Genomic DNA, 17,056 nt, shown 5'->3' with positions numbered 1-17,056 from the left:
CGCTTTTCACCGCCGTGGGGCTGGAATAGCTAAAGTAAAAGTAAAAAAAGTAAGCGCGGGCGAAAGACATGTTCGATCTGTACAAGTTGTAGTTGATTCCAACGAAAAACGATAATGCAACAATTTCCCGGCTTTGGCAACACCAGTCATTAATTTTTCACAAAAACCGCATTGAATGACGTTTTTTTGCATTTAAACCGTCACTCAATGCTCTTAACGCACAATTTATGCCGTACCGCCCACGGTAACCCCGTCCAGACGCAGTGTCGGTTGGCCGACGCCGACCGGTACGCTCTGGCCTTCTTTACCGCATACGCCAACGCCGGAATCCAATTTCATGTCGTTGCCGATCAGTGAAACGCGGTTCAGCACGTCAGGACCGTTGCCGATCAGCGTGGCCCCCTTGACGGGATAGGAAATCTTGCCGTTCTCGATCATGTAGGCTTCGCTCGCGGAAAAGACGAACTTGCCGTTGGTGATATCAACCTGGCCGCCACCGAAATTGACGGCGTACAAACCGTTCTTCACCGAGGCGAGGATTTCCGCAGGATCTTTGTCGCCGGCCAGCATGTAGGTATTGGTCATGCGCGGCATAGGCAGATGTGCAAACGATTCGCGGCGGGCGTTACCGGTGACCGGCATCTTCATCAGACGCGCGTTCATGGTGTCTTGAATATAGCCCTTCAGGATGCCGTCTTCGATCAACGTGGTGCACTGGGTCGGATTGCCTTCGTCATCGATATTGAGCGACCCGCGACGGTCTGCGATGGTGCCGTCATCCACGACGGTGACGCCCTTGGCGGCGACGCGTTCACCAATGCGACCGGAGAAGGTGCTCGATCCCTTGCGATTGAAGTCGCCTTCGAGGCCGTGGCCGATGGCTTCATGCAACAGGATACCCGGCCAGCCAGGTCCGAGCACGACGGTCATCGGCCCCGCCGGAGCAGGACGCGCCTCCAGATTGACCAAAGCGGTAGCAACCGCTTCGGAGGCGTATTTTTCCAGCAGTTCATCGCTGAAATAGGCATAGCTATAGCGACCGCCGCCACCACTGCTACCCATTTCGCGGCGACCGTTTTGTTCTGCGATGACGGTAATGGACACGCGCACCAGTGGACGAATGTCGGCGGCAATGATGCCGTCGCTGCGCGCCACCAGCACCACGTCGTATTCACCGGCCAGACTGGCCATCACTTGCACGACGCGCGGGTCCTTGGCACGGGCGATACGTTCGATGCGCTCCAGCAGATTGACCTTGGCCGTTGCGTCCAGCGAGGTCAGCGGATCATGCGGCAGATACAGCGAACGGCCGCCGTTGGGTTGCATGCTGCCGGCGATCTTGACGCGCCCTGCGCCCTGACGGCCGATGGTGCGGGTTGCCGCAGCAGCGTCCAGCAGGATCGCTTCCGAAATTTCGTCCGAATACGAGAACGCCGTCTTGTCGCCCGATACGGCGCGTACACCGACGCCCTGGTCAATGGAGAAGCTACCGGTCTTGACGATGCCCTCTTCCAGGCTCCAGCCCTCGCTCTTGGTGAACTGGAAATAGAGGTCGGCGTAATCGACCCTGTGTGTAAACATGGTGCCCAGTGTTTTCAGCAACTTGGCTTCGTCCAGGCCGAACGGCGTGAGCAGGACATCGCGTGCAATACCGAGCGCGCTGAGATTGGGTTCGAATGTTTTCATAAATAATTTATTTAATTACAGCAACTTGTTTTGGGCGACCTGAGGCCGCTTCAGAGCTTGCGGTGCTTGAGCGCAGGCAGGCTTTCACGTACGTATTGTAGACGATGGGGGTCGATGTCGCCGATAACAAGGCCTTCGCCCTCCGGCAGGACGCTGATTATGTCGCCCCAGGGGTCGATCAGCATGGTGTGGCCCCAGGTGCGGCGGCCGTTGACATGTTTGCCGCCTTGCGCGGAGGCAAGGATGTAGCATTGGTTTTCAATGGCGCGAGCGCGCAACAGCAGCTCCCAATGCGCCTCCCCGGTGGTATAGGTAAAAGCCGCCGGGACGACGATCAGTGCGCAATCACCCATGGCGCGATACAACTCGGGAAAACGCAGGTCGTAACACACCGACAAACCAACCTTGCCGAACGGCGCGTCAAAAGTCTGAACATCGTTGCCGTAGACGATAGTGCGCGCTTCATCGTAAGCCTCTTCGCCGCGCACAAAACTAAACAGATGGATCTTGTCGTAACGGGCGACACGCTTGCCGGAAGGATCGTAGACCAGCGAAGTATTGAGTACTTTGCCCTCTTCGCCGGACGCCAAAGGGAGCGTGCCGCCGATCAGCCAGATCTTGTGTTCGCGCGCCAGGGTCGCCATGAAATCCTGTATCTTGCCCACGCTATCTTGCTCGGCATGCTCCAGCTTGACCTTCTCGTGCATGCCCATGATGGGCCAGTACTCAGGCAGCAAGACCAGTTTCGCGCCCTGCGCTGCAGCTTGCGCGACCAGTTTGCTTGCGGCGGCGAAGTTCTGTTCGACCTCAGGCGTCGACACCATTTGTATCGCCGCGACTTTGTAGGATTCGTTCATATCAGCCTCTATCAGCCTCTGCTGGACATCGTTTTTGGCGCGCTGGTACCGGATCTGCTCAAAGCACAGAACAGCAGAACGCTGTTACTTGGCGACAGGCTTTGCGTTCGAATTTGTGCCGGCATCGGCCGTACGCTCTTGCTTGACGACCTGCGGATCAGCCCAGGATCCGGTTACATTGTATTCGAAGGTCAGCGTCTTCATCAGCGGGTTGCGCAGGAACAGCTGCGCGAGGAAAGTCCCCACGCCGACCACCGGATTGATCGCCAGCGCCACCAGCGAGGCGGTGCCGAGATTGACTTCGGGGATCACCACCAGATGCAGGTTTTGCGTTTCCTTGGCGATGTCGGCAGAACCGTTCATCAGTACGGAGGCCGCAACACCGGTCATTTTCAGGTTATCCGTGGTGGCGATACCTTGCGCAATGGAAGCTGTGCCGACAATGTTGTCGAAGGCAAAACCTTCTGAAAACACATCACGGAAGTCCAACGCCAACCTGCGCGGCAGCGCTTGCAGATTGAGCACACCGAGCAATTTGGCTGCTCCCGGATCAACCTTGAGGAACTGGCCGGTATGCACGTCCATATGCACCTGCCCGCTCAACGTTGGAATGTCGAGCGAAAATGGCAAGCCTTTCCAGCTGACATCGCCATCGAGCTTGCCCTTGCCTCCACGCACCACGCCCACAAAACCAAAGCGCTCCAGCAGCTTGCCGGCGTCGTTGATGTCCAGCGCGTAGGTCAGGTTGGACGTGTTGCTCTTGCCGAAGGACATCCAGTTGCCGGCCGCACGCAGTTCGGCATCGGGATTGATCAGTGCCAGCTTGTTGATGCGCCATTCACTACCCACGCTCACGCGGACATTGTTGGCGTTGAGCTCCAGTCGCCCCAGTTTTTTACCGAACAATTGAAAATCTTCGGCAATGATATCCAGCGCGGGAATCCGGCTGACCGCATCGCTATTGCTTTCCAATGCCTCGTTGGCATCGCCGCCCGCGCCCTTCTGAATGTTCAGCGTGGCCAGACGCGCCATGACGCGCCCCATGCCACGGCCGCTGTTCGACTCGTTCCAGGAGGCATAACCAGTGGCCTGATCCGACGCGATGTTGACCTGCCAGCTCTTGTTCTGATGCGATGCACCGATCACCACGTTGTCGAGTTTTTTGCCCATGGCCTTCATCTCGGTCGCCCGCAATGCCACCACATCAGGCTCAAGATAGGCGCTCATTCCAGCGTCGGACGCAGCCTGCTCGTTACCACCCGCTTTACTGCCGTCCGCCTCTTTGGTCATGGCAGAGCGGAAAGCGGTCCATTCATCGATATTCATGGTCTTGGCATTGGCGGACAAGGCCAGACCGGTGTCCGGTTGCGGCGCCGGCTGACCGATACCGATGCCGCCGCTCAGCACTTGCCATTCAGCCTGATTGCCCAGCACTTTTTGCCTGCGATAACGCGCCGACATGACGGAGCCCAGCGACATGCGCAGCTCGTCACGCTGGATCAATGGATCACCGGAATTCATTCCAATGATTTCAAACTTCAGAGGCCAGCTTTCATTCGCCGATTTCTGCATCGGCATCGGCAGATTCAGTGCCAGTCCTTGCAAGTTTGATTCGATCGTAATTTCGGGTTGATGCTGCCGCACCGCAATCGTCGCACTGTAGCGCGAGGCGCCATTCAAGCGTTCCAGCAGGCGTTGCAGCGCAGGTTGCGGATAGGCCTTGCGCAAGCCATCGGCTGTCACCGAACCATCGACCTTGACCAGCGTATTGCCATCGTTTTGCGTACCACCGGCAACAGACACGGGCTCGTTCAAAAAGACGCCCTTGATGCCGGGGATGTTGAAACCCTTTTCATTGAATTCCAGCTTGCCGTTGGTTCGATACACCGTCGGCAAACCTGCCAGCAGAGCAACATCGTTATTCAGAAATTGCAGGGTACCGTCGACTTTGGCATCCACCATGTGATGTAAAGGCAGTTGGAATTTCAGTTGCAACCTGCCATTGCCGGTCGACTTGCTGTCTTCCGTGAAATTGCCGATCCAACGCGCGACTGGGCTGTCTTTGACGTAATACAGAAAATCCTGCATTGAGCCGGCCGCATTGCCGTCAATCTCCAGCGACGATTCGGCATTCAGCAAATCGGGAATCACAGCCTTCACATCGGACACGGCTACGCCATGTGTCTTGCCCGAATCAGCCAGAATCGCCAGTCGTGTGCGATCAATGGTGACGGTTCCCTTCACGTCCTCCAGCAACGGCCATTCCGGCGACTTGCCGTCCTTGCCGAGGCGTGTGGGTGCGTAGTTGATTTTCAGCTTTTCGAACTTGCCGGACACCGTGAACTCACCCTTCGGCTTGTTGCCCGGCTTGGCATGATGAAACGGGAAATCCGCCATATCACCCTTGACCACAATATCGACATCACTGGCGCGTCCCTCCATCAACGCGCCAGAAATCCAATCCGACGCAGGTTTGGCAGTATGCAGCGGCAGGAAACGTCCCAGCTTGTGCAAGTCGAAGGTCGACAGTTTTGCTTTCAGATCGATAACGCCGGACGACTTTCCTTGCAGCGGAATCAAATGCGTCCCGCTGAGCGTACCGGCCATGTCGTCCTGTACAAATGCCATGCTATCGAGATGAAACATCACGGCCTCGGTCTTTTGCATCTCCCAATGGCTACTGAGATTGAGCGACGCAAACGGCAGATCCGGATCGGCAAACACGGTCGGAAACTGCAACACGAGATTCTGCGATGCCAGATTCAGCGTACCGCCTTTTTCCGTGGCATCGATGCGTCCGCTCAGATTGGAAAATCCCGGAATAGCCGGTGCACCGGTGCGACCCGGCTGAGTTGCCGTCTTCGGTACCGCCGGACGCGCTGCCTGCGGCAGCATGCCGAGACCATTGAAGTCGCCTCGCAGACGATAGGACTGCACATCAGGATAGCCGCCCTCCCATTGCACGACGAAATCTTTGAGCTGGCCGCGCGGCGACAGATCGCCGAGCAGTTTTTGCTGCGATGACGTCAGCGGCAAACGCGCGCCCAGGTTCGACAACATTTCCAGATCCAGCAGCTTCGCTTCCACGCGCATCTTTTCGGGACGGAAGCGTGTAGCCGGCTCAAACACTTCAGAAATCGTGGTCGGCGGCAAAGTAAAACCATCGATGGTTTGCAGCGAAAAATTGGTCAGCGTCAGCTTGTGGCCATTCGCACCGAAAGTGGGTATGCCGTCCTGCAGATCGGGAGCATAAATCTCGCTGCCGGAAATACGGCCATTGACGCGCGCCAACTGCAGCGGTTCGAGTTTTTTGTCCAGCCGCGCCGACAGATTCGACAAACTGACATCGGCGGTAAAGTTGGCAATCTTGGTGTGATCCAGATCCAGCCAGGCACGTACGGAGCCCATACCTTGATTCAGCTCAAGCGGATAGTCGACGTAGGCTTTCCACACTGCCAGATCGGTGTCGCGCACGTCGGCGTACAAAGTCCCCTTCCAACGCGAGACGTCGGAGATTTTGCGTGAAAAGCTGGGATGATAAAAATTGGCGCGCACGTCGAGCGGTGCAGCGTAGGCGGCGGGAGGCGTTGCCTTCAGTGCAAGTTGATGCAGACGCCATTGATTGTGCAGCACCAGAGTGACATCGGTGAGCGCCAACTCAGGGGCGCCACGCTTGTCGTCGCGCCAACGTATTTTGCCGTCACGAATCACGATTTCGCGCTGCGACAACACCCAATCGGCGCCCCCGCTTTTATCCGAGTCGCTGCTCGCCGGGATGCCGGCGATGAAGAGCTTGCCTGCGGCATCGCGCAAGATGGACAGATCGGGCTTGACGATGGTCAGGTTGTCAAAGCGCAGCTCGCCCACCAGCACCGTAGTCCATGACAAGGTCGCAGATACTTTGGGCAGCGCCAGGGCCGACTGCCCGGCCTGGTCATGGATCACCACTTGCGTCAGTTCCAGCTGCGGACGCAGACCGTTCCACGAGGCATCGATATCGGCGATGGTCACCGGGCGGCCGATCGCCTTGGAGGCGATTTTTTCGATATTGCCCTTGTAACGATCGATCTCCGGCAGAATGCCGTAGCGCAGCGTCAGAAACAGCGCGCAAAAGATGAAATACGCCAGAACCAGCAGCTTGAATGCGATGCCAATCACGCAGCGGGTAGCCGTGCTGAGATGACAGTAAGTCCCTCGCGCCGTGCTCCATGTTCTCCGCCACACCATGCGCCAGCCGGCAGCCGGGCGGTCAGTGGTCAAAGGAGCATCTTTTTGGTCTTCGGACATCAAGGGTCAGAGTAAAAACTCAATGTAGAATAAAACGATTAGCATCATCGCATGGAAGCAGCTTTTGACCTAGAGCCGCCACCGGCGTTCTCATAGGAAAAAGCCCGGGCTTTACTATCTTTAACGTGCACTCTTAATGCGCACCCAACTCATCACCCGACAATTTGTGACTATCTCCCTTCTCGACAGCAGTGCAGCCTCCCGGTTCCTGACCCGCTGGGCAAACGCCAATCCGGCCCGCCCCGGACAACTGGCGGAATTCTCCCAATTATCCCTGAACCGCGCGGCTTTCGAGCGCATTTTGCAAGCTGATCTGGCAGCTTCCGCGTCCAAAGCCGGCACAACCGTTACGGGTGCCGCCGCCTTGAACGGCCCCATGCGACGTCTGCGCAATCTGACGGTCTGTACGCTGATCGAACGCGACCTGACCGGCAAGGCGGATCTGGCCGAGGTGGTGCGCACCATGAGCGAATTCGCCGATTTTGCCGTCCAGACCCATCTCAACGCCCTGATGCAGGAAATGACTGCCCTCTACGGCATGCCCATCGGAGAGGAAACCGGCAACGAACAGGAGCTGATCGTGCTCGGCATGGGCAAGCTGGGCGGCGGAGAACTGAACGTCTCGTCCGACATCGACCTCATCTTCGTCTATCCGGAGGATGGGGACACACGTACCGATGCACCAGAGCAACGCTCGCTCTCCAATCACGAGTTCTTTGTCCGGCTCGGCAAGAAACTCATTGCCGCCCTGTCTGAAATCACCGAAGACGGTTTCACCTTTCGCGTCGACATGGCGCTGCGACCCAACGGCGCTTCCGGTCCGTTGGTCGCCAGCCACAACATGGTGGAAGAATATCTGATTCGCCAGGGCCGGGAATGGGAACGCTACGCCTGGACCAAGGCACGCGCGCTGACAGGCAAGCCCGACGATATCGCTGCCCTGGAAGCCATCAGCCGGCCCTTCATCTACCGGCGTTATCTGGATTTCGGTTCAATCGATGCCCTGCGCTCCATGCACGGCCAAATCCGCGCAGAAGTCACGCGCCAGGAATCGCTGCATCCGGAACGCAGCAATAACGTCAAACTGGGCCGCGGCGGTATCCGTGAAGTGGAATTTGTCAGCCAGGTGTTCCAACTGATCCGCGGTGGCCGCGATCCTGAACTGCGCGACCGTTCAACCCGCACCACGCTGCGCACGCTGGCCGACAAAGGCTTGCTGGAGCCGGAGGTCGTGGCGCAATTGCTGGAGGCCTATACCTTCCTGCGCAATCTGGAACACCGCTTGCAGTATCTTGAAGATGCGCAGACGCATACCCTGCCACCGAACGAAGACGACCAGAAGATCATTGCCAACATGATGGGCTTTGCCGACGTGGCAGCTTTGCTGGCGGCGCTGGAAGAACACCGTCGTATCGTCGCCCTGCAGTTCGACACCATCTTCAACGACAAGCAGGACAACGGCAATACCGACGGCGGCGATGGCACTAAAAACGGTGACAACACCTGCGATCTCGGCGATGGCGAAAGCGCCGAATCGATCGCTGCCACGCTGACCTCACTGGGCTTCGACGAGGTCGACACCGCTACCCAGCGCGTGCTGGCGACACTGCAATCGCCGCGCCTGCAATCCCTGCCGGAAGCCAGCCGTGCGCGACTGATCGCGCTGATCAACGCTGCCCTGCCGATTATCGGCGCCATGCCTGACAAAAACTTGCCGACCTTGCGCCGCCTGCTCGATTTCTTCGAAGCGATTGCCCGCCGCGCTGCTTACCTGGCACTGCTGACGGAATATCCTCACGCGCTGACACGCCTGATCCGCATGATCGCCGCCAGCGACTGGGCAGCAAAATACCTGACGCAGCATCCCATTCTGCTCGACGAACTGCTGGATGACCGCAACCTGAAAGCGCCTCCTGACTGGCCCGCTTTTGCACAAGATTGCCAGCGCCAGCTTGACATCGCGCCGGGCGACACAGAACGCCAGATGGACATTCTGCGCGAGGTGCACCATGCGCAGTTGTTCCGCCTGCTCGCGCAGGATCTTGAAGGTGATCTGAGCGTCGAGCATCTGGCCGATCATCTGTCCGCACTGGCCGACATTCTGGTCGCGGCCACCATTCAGGCGGTCTGGCAAACCATCGCCAATCGCCATCGCGAAACACCGCAATTCACCGTCATCGCTTACGGCAAACTGGGCGGCAAGGAGCTCGGCTATGTCTCCGACCTTGACGTCGTATTCCTTTACGACGACGACGATCAGGAAGCGCCCGGCCTGTACGCCAAGCTGGCGCAGCGCTTCATTACCTGGATGACCTCGCACACGCCCGCAGGTACGCTGTTCGATATCGATATCGCCTTGCGTCCGGACGGTGCCAGCGGCTTGCTGGTGTCATCCTTCGCCACATTTGAAAAGTACCAGCGCACTTCGGCCTGGGTATGGGAACACCAGGCACTGACCCGTGCACGCTATTGCGCCGGCGACAGCACTATCGGCAATCGTTTTGAAGCATTGCGCAAAGACCTGCTGCGCCAGGAACGCGATCCGCAAAAGCTGACGCAGGAAGTGCTCGGCATGCGCCTCAAGCTGCATCAGGCGCACCCCAACCATACCCCGTTGTTCGATCTGAAACATGACGACGGCGGCATGATCGATATTGAATTCATCGTGCAGTTTTTAGTGCTGCGCCATGCGGCACAGTACGAAGCGCTGACCGACGACATTGGCAACATCGCCTTGCTGAAGCTCTGTGGTTCGCTGGGTCTGATCGACGCCGCATTGGCAGATGAGGTTGCCAACGCCTATCGCTTGTTCCGCAAACTGCAGCATCAGATCCGGCTGCGCGGTGAAGAACGCGCCCGCACCACTATCGAACGCGTGCAACAAGAAAGCGATGCCGTCAAACGGCTCTGGACGGAAGTGTTCGGCGGATAGAAATGAAAACGGCTGGTCTGCAAAGACCAGCCGTTCGATGCTGCTAGCGACACATACCCTGCAAGCGGTCGTCAAAGAGCAGGTTTGACGGCCACCAGATTGATCAGCGTTTCTTCGCGATCTGCTTTGGGCTTGATGCCGAGCGCCCGCTCCATCAGACCCAGATCATCGCGGCTCCACCACAGATAAGGGTAGGAAATCGACTTCGGTGCAACCTCAAAACCGGCGCTGCGCACCAGAGCCAGATATTCTTCCGCCGTCTTTTGTACTTCCATCGGATGACGAAACAACAAGCGGATCATCCACGAGTGGATATAGCGCTTGGTCGACTCGGCAAACAACAGAATACCGCCCGGCTTCAATACCCGGAAAAATTCCTGAATCGCTTCTTCCTGCTCAATCAGGTGATGGAAAGTCTGATGGCAAAACAGCAGATCGACGCTATTGTCTTCCAGCGTCATGTGCGAGCTTGAGCATTGAATGAATTCGGCCTGGATGCCTTCCGCAGTCACCTCCCTGGCTGCGGCTTCCAACATGGCAGGATCAATGTCCATCCCGATCAGACGTTGCGGCGCAAAGCGCTCATGCAGCTTCTTCAGCGAACGCCCCCAACCACAACCCACATCGGCCACCACCGGATAAGACGGCAGGCGATTTGGAATCAACGGCTCCAGATCCTTGAACGCACGCTCCAGTACATGCACCGTCCAGGTATGCGTTTGCAGAAACCACATGCCGAAGGCGGTCTCGGGAACGTGCGGATGACTCTCGGGAGATTTGACGATCAAAGGTGCGTTCATGTTTTTGTTGTCGTGCGTGAAGACGTGCATGATGCACTGCCTTACCGGGAAATGCAAAACATGCGCCATCATTCTGATCAGCATGTCGATCTGCGGGCAGCGTCGCGCATCCCCAATGTCCGTCATCGCCATGAAAAACGCCCCGGCTGGCGGGGCGTCATGACAAAACAGCCGGCTGATCAATCCCTGGTCAAATGCATCTTGTCGATACCAAGGATGGCCTGCTTATTTTTTGGAGGAACCGTCGTCGCGGTTTTTCCTGCTACTTTTGGAGTCGCTATCGCTGTCCTTGCTTTTGGCGGCGTCTTTGTCTTTTTCGGCTCGCTCGCGTTCGCGGCGCTCACGGCGCGCAGCGCGGTCATCTTTCGGCGCGTCCTTGGCGGCGTCCGCTTCGGCATCCGGCTTGTCAGCCGCCACCGGCGGAGGTGGTGTGACGGTCTGGATATTCTTGGCCGCCATGTATTCGTGCATATCCTTCCAGCCGGCGAAGATACCCGCCTTCAAGCTGTCCGGATTGCGTTGATAGCAGTCTTCCAGACTCTGCCCGGCCTGACGGCAGCCTGCCCCCAGGGCGATGCCTTCGGCCTTGGCTTCTTCCGGTGTCTGCTTCGGCTTGCTGAAACTGGCGACATAGTCGCACGCGCTCAGCGCGAGGGTCAGCCCCACGACGGCAATCAGTTTAAGGCCGCGACTACGCGCAGTTGCTGTTGAAGGTGACGATGATGACATTACATCCCTCGGTTATTTATTGTTAAATCGTCAATAAAAAAGGCTATCGCAAAACGGAGTTTGCAACAGCCTTTCCGGTACTAGGCAAGTCTTGGCAAGTCCCTGGCAAAGTCCGGCTATTGATCCGCCCAATGTATTTTCTTAGACAACGCCTGACAAGCATGCGATGAAAAGAAGCCCAATTAGGCCGGATCAATGAGAAATGCCCGTGAAATACCCAGTTAAATGCCTGTCAAACCCCGATTATTTTGCCGAAACCAGCGCCACAGTCGTGTCCAGCATACGGTTCGAGAAGCCCCATTCGTTGTCGTACCACGACGAGACCTTGACCAGACGGCCGGAGACCTTGGTCAGGGTCGAATCGAAGTTCGACGATGCCGGATTACCATTGAAGTCCACCGACACCAGCGGCTCGGTGTTGTAAGTCAGGATACCCTTCAGCGGACCGGCTTCGGAAGCGGCCTTCATGATGGCGTTGACTTCGTCCACAGTCGTATCGCGCGCAGCGATGAACGACAGGTCGACGATCGAGACGTTGATGGTCGGAACGCGAATCGCGTAGCCGTCCAGCTTGCCGTTCAGTTCCGGCAGCACCAGGCCGACTGCGGAAGCAGCGCCGGTCTTGGCCGGGATCATCGATTGGGTAGCCGAACGCGCGCGGCGCAGGTCTTCGTGGTACACGTCAGTCAGCACCTGGTCGTTGGTGTAAGCGTGGACGGTTGTCATCAGGCCGTTGACCAGACCGATTTTCTCGTGCAGCGGCTGAACCAGCGGCGCCAGGCAGTTGGTGGTGCACGATGCGTTGGAGATCACGGTGTCGCTGGCCTTCAGCACGCCATGGTTGACGCCGAATACGATAGTCGCGTCGACATCCTTGCCGCCCGGTGCGGAGATGATGACTTTCTTGGCGCCGCCCTTCAGGTGAGCGCTGGCCTTCTCTTTTGTCGTGAAGAAGCCGGTGCATTCCAGCACGACGTCAACCTTCAGTTCGCCCCATGGCAGTTCTGCCGGGTTACGCTGCGCCAGCACCTTGATGCGGTCGCCGTTGACGACGATAGAGTCACCGTCGACGGTCACGGTGCCAGGGAATTTGCCGTGGGTCGTGTCGTATTGGGTCAGGTGAGCATTGGTTTTTGGATCGCCCAGATCATTGATGGCCACGATCTCGATGTCGTGTTTTTTACCGCCTTCGTAATGAGCACGGAGGATATTGCGGCCGATACGGCCGTAGCCATTGATTGCAACGCGGATAGTCATGTTTTCTCCTTAAGAAACAGTAGTAATTTTTCCGATGGATTGGATGTCACGCCAGCCGTAGGCGACTTCGATCAAATCCAGCTCGTCCCACTTGAAGGTCTGTTCTGCCAGCAGCAGCGCATCCAGATGCGCGTAAAAATCGCGCGCCTTTTTGTTTTGCGCCAGCACCCAGACCAGCATGTTGGGCGCACCTGCCGCACCCAGTGTCGCGACCACTTCGGTCAGCAAGCGGCGGCCGATGCCGGCGCGCTGAGCCGAGGGTAAAACATATAACGCCGTCAGTTCGGCATCGAAATCAAGCTTGCGTTCCGCCAGCGTGATGCCGGCCGCGAAACCGACCAGCTCACCGTCAACTTCCGCCACAAAGGTGCAGGCCGCATCCGACGCGGCGCTCAGCACACGCGTCCACATGCGCGTGCTGTCGCCCACCTTCATGCCATCCAGATAAGCGTCCGGAATCATGCCGCGGTACGCTGCACGCCAGCTGTCGATGCGCACCTGAGCGATCAGGGCAGCGTCGTCGACCGTCGCGCGCCGGACCGTCACCGGGCCGACGACGTTGGTGATGTCTTTGCTCTGATCTTTGCCGATTACACTCATGCCAGGATCAGCTTGGCCTTGGCGACGACGTTTTCGACAGTGAAGCCGAAATGCTTGAACAGCACGCCTGCCGGAGCCGATTCACCGAAGGTGTCGATACCGACCACAGCACCTTCCAGACCGACGTACTTGTACCATGTCGAGGTCACGCCGGCTTCGATCGCCACGCGCGGCACGCCGCGTTGCAGAACGCTGGCCTTGTACGCTGCATCCTGACGGTCAAACACATCGGTACATGGCATCGACACGACGCGTGCCGGGATGCCTTGCGCTGCCAGTTCATCAGCTGCCTTGACCGCCAGTTCAATTTCCGAACCGGTAGCGATCAGGATCACCTTGGCGTCCTTGGCTTCTTTCAGGATATAGCCGCCGCGCTTGATGTCGGCGACTTGTTCCGCAGTACGCTCCTGGTACGGCAGGTTCTGACGCGAAAAGATCAGCGTGCTCGGACCGTCGTTGCGCTTGACTGCTTGTTCCCACGCGACAGCCGATTCAACTGTGTCGCATGGACGCCAGTTGTCCAGATTCGGGATCAGGCGCAGGCTCGAAATATGTTCCACAGATTGGTGCGTCGGGCCGTCTTCGCCCAGGCCGATGGAGTCATGCGTGAACACGAACAGTGCACGGATCTGCATCAGTGCAGCCATACGCAGCGCATTGCGGCTGTAATCGGAGAACGTCAGGAAAGTCGCGCCGAACGGGATGTAGCCGCCGTGCAGGGCGATACCGTTCATGATCGCGCTCATGCCGAATTCGCGCACGCCATAGTTGATATGGTTACCGGCGACATCGGCACGCACAGCCACGGATTCTTTCCAGTTGGTCAGGTTGGAACCGGTCAGGTCGGCCGAACCGCCGAGGAATTCAGGCAGCACTTGCGCATACGCCTGAATCGCGTTCTGGCTGGCCTTGCGGGTGGCGATGGTTTCTTTCTTTTCGATGGTGCTGGCGATGTATGCCTGGACGGCCGCGTCGAAACCTGCCGGCAACTCGCCCTTCAGGCGGCGCACCAGTTCAGCGGCTTCGGTTGGATACTTGGCCTGATAGGCCTGATACAGCTTGTTCCACTCGGCTTCCAGTTGCTGGCCTTGGGTCTTGCCATCCCAGGCGGAATAGATGTCGGCAGGAATTTCAAACGGAGCCGAAGTCCAGCCCAGCGCTTCGCGCACGGCTGCAACTTCTTTGTCGCCCAGAGCCGCGCCGTGAACCTTGTCGGTGCCGGCCAGATTTGGCGAACCCTTGCCGATGACGGTCTTGCAGCAGATCAGGGTCGGCTTGTCGGCCAGCTTGGCTTGATGGATGGCGGAATTGACCGCTTCGACATTGTGTCCGTCGACGCCGGCAATGACGTTCCAGCCGTAAGATTCGAAACGCTTCGGGGTGTCGTCCTTGAACCAGCCTTCGACCTTGCCGTCGATGGAGATGCCATTGTCGTCGTACAGCACGATCAGCTTGGACAGGCGCAGTGTGCCGGCCAGCGAGCAGGCTTCATGCGAAATGCCTTCCATCAGGCAACCGTCGCCGACGAAAGCATAAGTGTAATGATCAACAACTGCCAGATCCGGCTTGTTGAATTCTGCCGCCAGCAGCTTTTCAGCCAGCGCCATACCGACGGCGTTGGTGACGCCCTGACCCAGCGGGCCGGTGGTGGTCTCCACGCCTGGGGTGATGTGAACTTCCGGATGGCCGGCGGTCTTGGAATGCAGTTGGCGGAAGTTCTTGATTTCTTCCATCGACAGGTCGTAACCGGTCAGATGCAACAAGGCATATTGCAGCATCGAACCATGTCCGTTCGACAACACGAAACGGTCGCGGTTGGCCCATTGCGGATTGGCCGGGTTGTGGCGATAGTGCTTGGCCCACAATGCGACTGCGATTTCCGCCATCCCCATCGGCGCGCCTGGGTGTCCTGAATTTGCTTTTTGTACTGCGTCCATTGCCAGCGCGCGGATCGCGTTGGCCATCTTGTCGGTAGGGAGTGTGGAAGTCATGTCGATGTCAAAGAGTTGCGGATTGCGGTGCCGAATCATGTCGCCTTGACGGTTTCCGCCAGATAGCTGCGGTTTGCCGTCATTAACGCGCATTTCGAATGCCTTGCCGGTCGACCCGGATGAACTCCCGGACCAAGCCAGACTGAGCCAAGTATTTTACCAGACAGAAGCCCAAAGAATTAAAATCAAGCATCGCCGCCAGGGCCAGAAAAGCATGCCCGAAGGCAATTCCCGCTGATTTCCCGCGAATTCCTCTCTGGTTTGCAATGCCCTGATCCACCACCGCGGCACCCAAGAATTGTTCATTTCACCGTTCTCACTCATCAGGACCTGTTGATCATGCCCCGCTTTTATTGCCCCGACCCGCTCGCCATCGGTACGACGCTTGCCCTGCCCGACCAGGTCGCGCATCACGTCCAGGTGATTCGCATGCAGGTTGGCAATCCGATTACGCTCTTCAATGGCGAAGGCGGCGAATACACCGCCGTCATCACCCAGATGGAAAAGAAGCGCGTCTACGCCGAGGTCAAAACCTTTTCCCCGCGCGAAGCGGAGTTGTCCTACGCCATCACGCTGGCGCAAGCCCTGCCGGAAGCATCCAAAATGGACTGGATCATCGAAAAAGCCGTCGAACTCGGCGTCACGGCGATCCAGCCACTGGCGGCCCAGCGCTGCGTGGTGCGCCTCAACAGCGAGCGCGCCGAGAAGAAACAAAGCCATTGGCAAGGCATCATCCACGCCGCCGCAGAACAAAGCGGCCGCAATCGCCTGGCGCAACTGTCGCCACTCACCGAGTTCAACAGCTGGATCGCCCAGAGCGACCTGCACAAACGCATCCTGCTGTCGCCGCGCGGCGAACAATCGCTGTCGGACTGGGCGCGCCATCATCCGGCGCAGGCGCTGAGCCTGATGGTCGGCCCGGAAGGCGGCTTTACCGACGCAGAAGAAAACCTCGCCTGCGACCACGGCGCGCTGATGCTATCCATGGGCCCGCGCGTGCTGCGTACCGAAACCGCCGGCCTCAGCGCACTGGCGGCGATCAATGCAATCTGGGGCGAGATGTAAATAAGGGTAAAGGGAGAGCGACGAAGGAGGCACAGAAGCACCGAAAGCCGGGGCATCTCGACATCCTTCGACAACGCCGCAGAGCGACAAACCGTTGTACCAGCTTGTTTTAACGCCGTTTCGGCCATCGCTTGCGAGAGTGCCGAAACGTATCCCTCATCACTTTGATTCCGGAGAATTTCATGGGCTTACTCGACAGCGTACTTGGCGCACTCACTAACAATGCAGGCAATGCCTCCGGCGCCCCCGCCGATCCCAAGGCGGCATTGATTCAGGCGGTGTTGAGCATGCTCGCCAACAATAACAACCAGTCCGGCGGCGCACTGGGTAGCTTGGGTGGTCCAGGTAGCATAGGTGGACTGGGTGGTTTGCTCGGCATGCTGCAAAATGCCGGCCTCGGACAGATCGTCGATTCCTGGATCGGCACCGGCCAGAACCAGCCCGTGTCCGCCGACCAGGTATCGCAGGCGCTGGGTGACGATCAGTTAGGCGGTCTGGCGCAAGCCACCGGCATTCCACAAGGCGACATCGCCGGTCATCTGGCGCAAATTCTTCCGGGACTGGTCGATCATCTGACCCCGAACGGTCAGGTGCCGGAATCCGTCGGCGGCGATCTCGGTTCTGACATCGGCAATCTGCTCAGCGGCTTTCTCGGCGGCAAGTCCGCTTGAGTTTTAGTTTAGTCACTTACTAATAAACGAGTGATCCGATCTCTGAAGTAATCCGAGATACACCTGCACCGAAATCTGGTGCAGGCACCAGTTTGGTATCACAAGCTGCGCCAGACGAAAGCATTTGTGCCAGTTCGGATCACCGCCCCTCTCTTTCTCCGTCATCTTCACCGCTCTCCTC

General features: G+C 58.0%; 11 protein-coding genes. 3 read left to right on the top strand and 8 right to left on the bottom strand.

From position 1 onward, the window contains the following. Positions 1 to 225 precede the first annotated feature (225 nt). From tldD to hmeg3_RS06815, 3 genes are all read right to left on the bottom strand, one after another. A complete protein-coding gene (gene tldD, locus hmeg3_RS06825) occupies positions 226 to 1,686 on the bottom strand; it encodes a metalloprotease TldD (protein ID WP_094563072.1) in 1,461 nt (486 codons plus the stop codon). A 50-nt stretch (positions 1,687 to 1,736) separates the two neighbouring features. Further along, the gene (locus tag hmeg3_RS06820; RefSeq protein WP_094563071.1) at positions 1,737 to 2,543 is read right to left on the bottom strand and encodes a carbon-nitrogen hydrolase family protein; all 807 of its coding nucleotides are present in this window, start codon (positions 2,541 to 2,543) and stop codon (positions 1,737 to 1,739) included. An 84-nt stretch (positions 2,544 to 2,627) separates the two neighbouring features. Next, positions 2,628 to 6,803 carry a YhdP family protein gene (locus tag hmeg3_RS06815; RefSeq protein WP_232511909.1) on the bottom strand — a complete coding sequence of 1,392 codons (4,176 nt, stop codon included), beginning with the start codon at positions 6,801 to 6,803 and terminating at the stop codon, positions 2,628 to 2,630. 163 nt (positions 6,804 to 6,966) lie between these two features. Here hmeg3_RS06815 and glnE point away from each other — a divergent pair, with 163 nt between their 5' ends. Further along, the gene (gene glnE / locus hmeg3_RS06810; protein ID WP_094563069.1) at positions 6,967 to 9,762 is read left to right on the top strand and encodes a bifunctional [glutamate--ammonia ligase]-adenylyl-L-tyrosine phosphorylase/[glutamate--ammonia-ligase] adenylyltransferase; all 2,796 of its coding nucleotides are present in this window, start codon (positions 6,967 to 6,969) and stop codon (positions 9,760 to 9,762) included. Between the two features lie 71 nt (positions 9,763 to 9,833). Here glnE and hmeg3_RS06805 read toward each other — a convergent pair whose 3' ends face one another. The 5 genes from hmeg3_RS06805 to tkt form a co-directional block, all read right to left on the bottom strand. Continuing rightward, positions 9,834 to 10,562 (bottom strand): class I SAM-dependent methyltransferase, encoded by a 729-nt coding sequence (locus tag hmeg3_RS06805; RefSeq protein ID WP_094566181.1) that lies wholly within the window; start codon positions 10,560 to 10,562, stop codon positions 9,834 to 9,836. A gap of 225 nt (positions 10,563 to 10,787) precedes the next feature. Continuing rightward, a complete protein-coding gene (locus tag hmeg3_RS06800) occupies positions 10,788 to 11,291 on the bottom strand; it encodes a hypothetical protein (RefSeq protein WP_094563068.1) in 504 nt (167 codons plus the stop codon). Between the two features lie 243 nt (positions 11,292 to 11,534). Continuing rightward, entirely contained in the window at positions 11,535 to 12,548 is a 1,014-nt protein-coding gene (gap, locus tag hmeg3_RS06795; protein ID WP_094563067.1) for a type I glyceraldehyde-3-phosphate dehydrogenase, read from the bottom strand. A gap of 9 nt (positions 12,549 to 12,557) precedes the next feature. Beyond that, positions 12,558 to 13,148 carry a GNAT family N-acetyltransferase gene (locus tag hmeg3_RS06790; protein ID WP_094563066.1) on the bottom strand — a complete coding sequence of 197 codons (591 nt, stop codon included), beginning with the start codon at positions 13,146 to 13,148 and terminating at the stop codon, positions 12,558 to 12,560. Further along, complete coding sequence (gene tkt / locus hmeg3_RS06785) at positions 13,145 to 15,139, bottom strand: transketolase (RefSeq protein ID WP_094566180.1); 1,995 nt, start codon at positions 15,137 to 15,139, stop codon at positions 13,145 to 13,147. Before tkt ends, hmeg3_RS06790 begins: the two co-directional genes overlap by 4 nt. 339 nt (positions 15,140 to 15,478) lie before the next feature. Here tkt and hmeg3_RS06775 point away from each other — a divergent pair, with 339 nt between their 5' ends. Beyond that, positions 15,479 to 16,204, top strand: coding sequence for a 16S rRNA (uracil(1498)-N(3))-methyltransferase (locus hmeg3_RS06775; protein ID WP_094566179.1), 726 nt, complete (start codon positions 15,479 to 15,481; stop codon positions 16,202 to 16,204). Positions 16,205 to 16,386: 182 nt separating this feature from the next. After that, the gene (locus tag hmeg3_RS06770; RefSeq protein ID WP_094563064.1) at positions 16,387 to 16,875 is read left to right on the top strand and encodes a YidB family protein; all 489 of its coding nucleotides are present in this window, start codon (positions 16,387 to 16,389) and stop codon (positions 16,873 to 16,875) included. Positions 16,876 to 17,056: the final 181 nt, after the last annotated feature.

This window comes from Herbaspirillum sp. meg3 (assembly GCF_002257565.1).
Lineage (GTDB): Bacteria > Pseudomonadota > Gammaproteobacteria > Burkholderiales > Burkholderiaceae_D > Herbaspirillum.
Note: the sequence above shows the minus strand (reverse complement) of the source record. Positions and strands in the feature narration are given on the sequence as shown.

Bases quoted from the DNA above. Each gene is read 5' to 3' on its own strand.
- tldD (WP_094563072.1), bottom strand. From the start codon at position 1,686: ATGAAAACATTCGAACCCAATCTCAGCGCGCTCGGTATTGCACGCGAT.
- hmeg3_RS06820 (WP_094563071.1), bottom strand. From the start codon at position 2,543: ATGAACGAATCCTACAAAGTCGCGGCGATACAAATGGTGTCGACGCCT.
- glnE (WP_094563069.1), top strand. From the start codon at position 6,967: ATGCGCACCCAACTCATCACCCGACAATTTGTGACTATCTCCCTTCTC.
- hmeg3_RS06805 (WP_094566181.1), bottom strand. From the start codon at position 10,562: ATGAACGCACCTTTGATCGTCAAATCTCCCGAGAGTCATCCGCACGTT.
- hmeg3_RS06800 (WP_094563068.1), bottom strand. From the start codon at position 11,291: ATGTCATCATCGTCACCTTCAACAGCAACTGCGCGTAGTCGCGGCCTT.
- gap (WP_094563067.1), bottom strand. From the start codon at position 12,548: ATGACTATCCGCGTTGCAATCAATGGCTACGGCCGTATCGGCCGCAAT.
- hmeg3_RS06790 (WP_094563066.1), bottom strand. From the start codon at position 13,148: ATGAGTGTAATCGGCAAAGATCAGAGCAAAGACATCACCAACGTCGTC.
- tkt (WP_094566180.1), bottom strand. From the start codon at position 15,139: ATGACTTCCACACTCCCTACCGACAAGATGGCCAACGCGATCCGCGCG.
- hmeg3_RS06775 (WP_094566179.1), top strand. From the start codon at position 15,479: ATGCCCCGCTTTTATTGCCCCGACCCGCTCGCCATCGGTACGACGCTT.
- hmeg3_RS06770 (WP_094563064.1), top strand. From the start codon at position 16,387: ATGGGCTTACTCGACAGCGTACTTGGCGCACTCACTAACAATGCAGGC.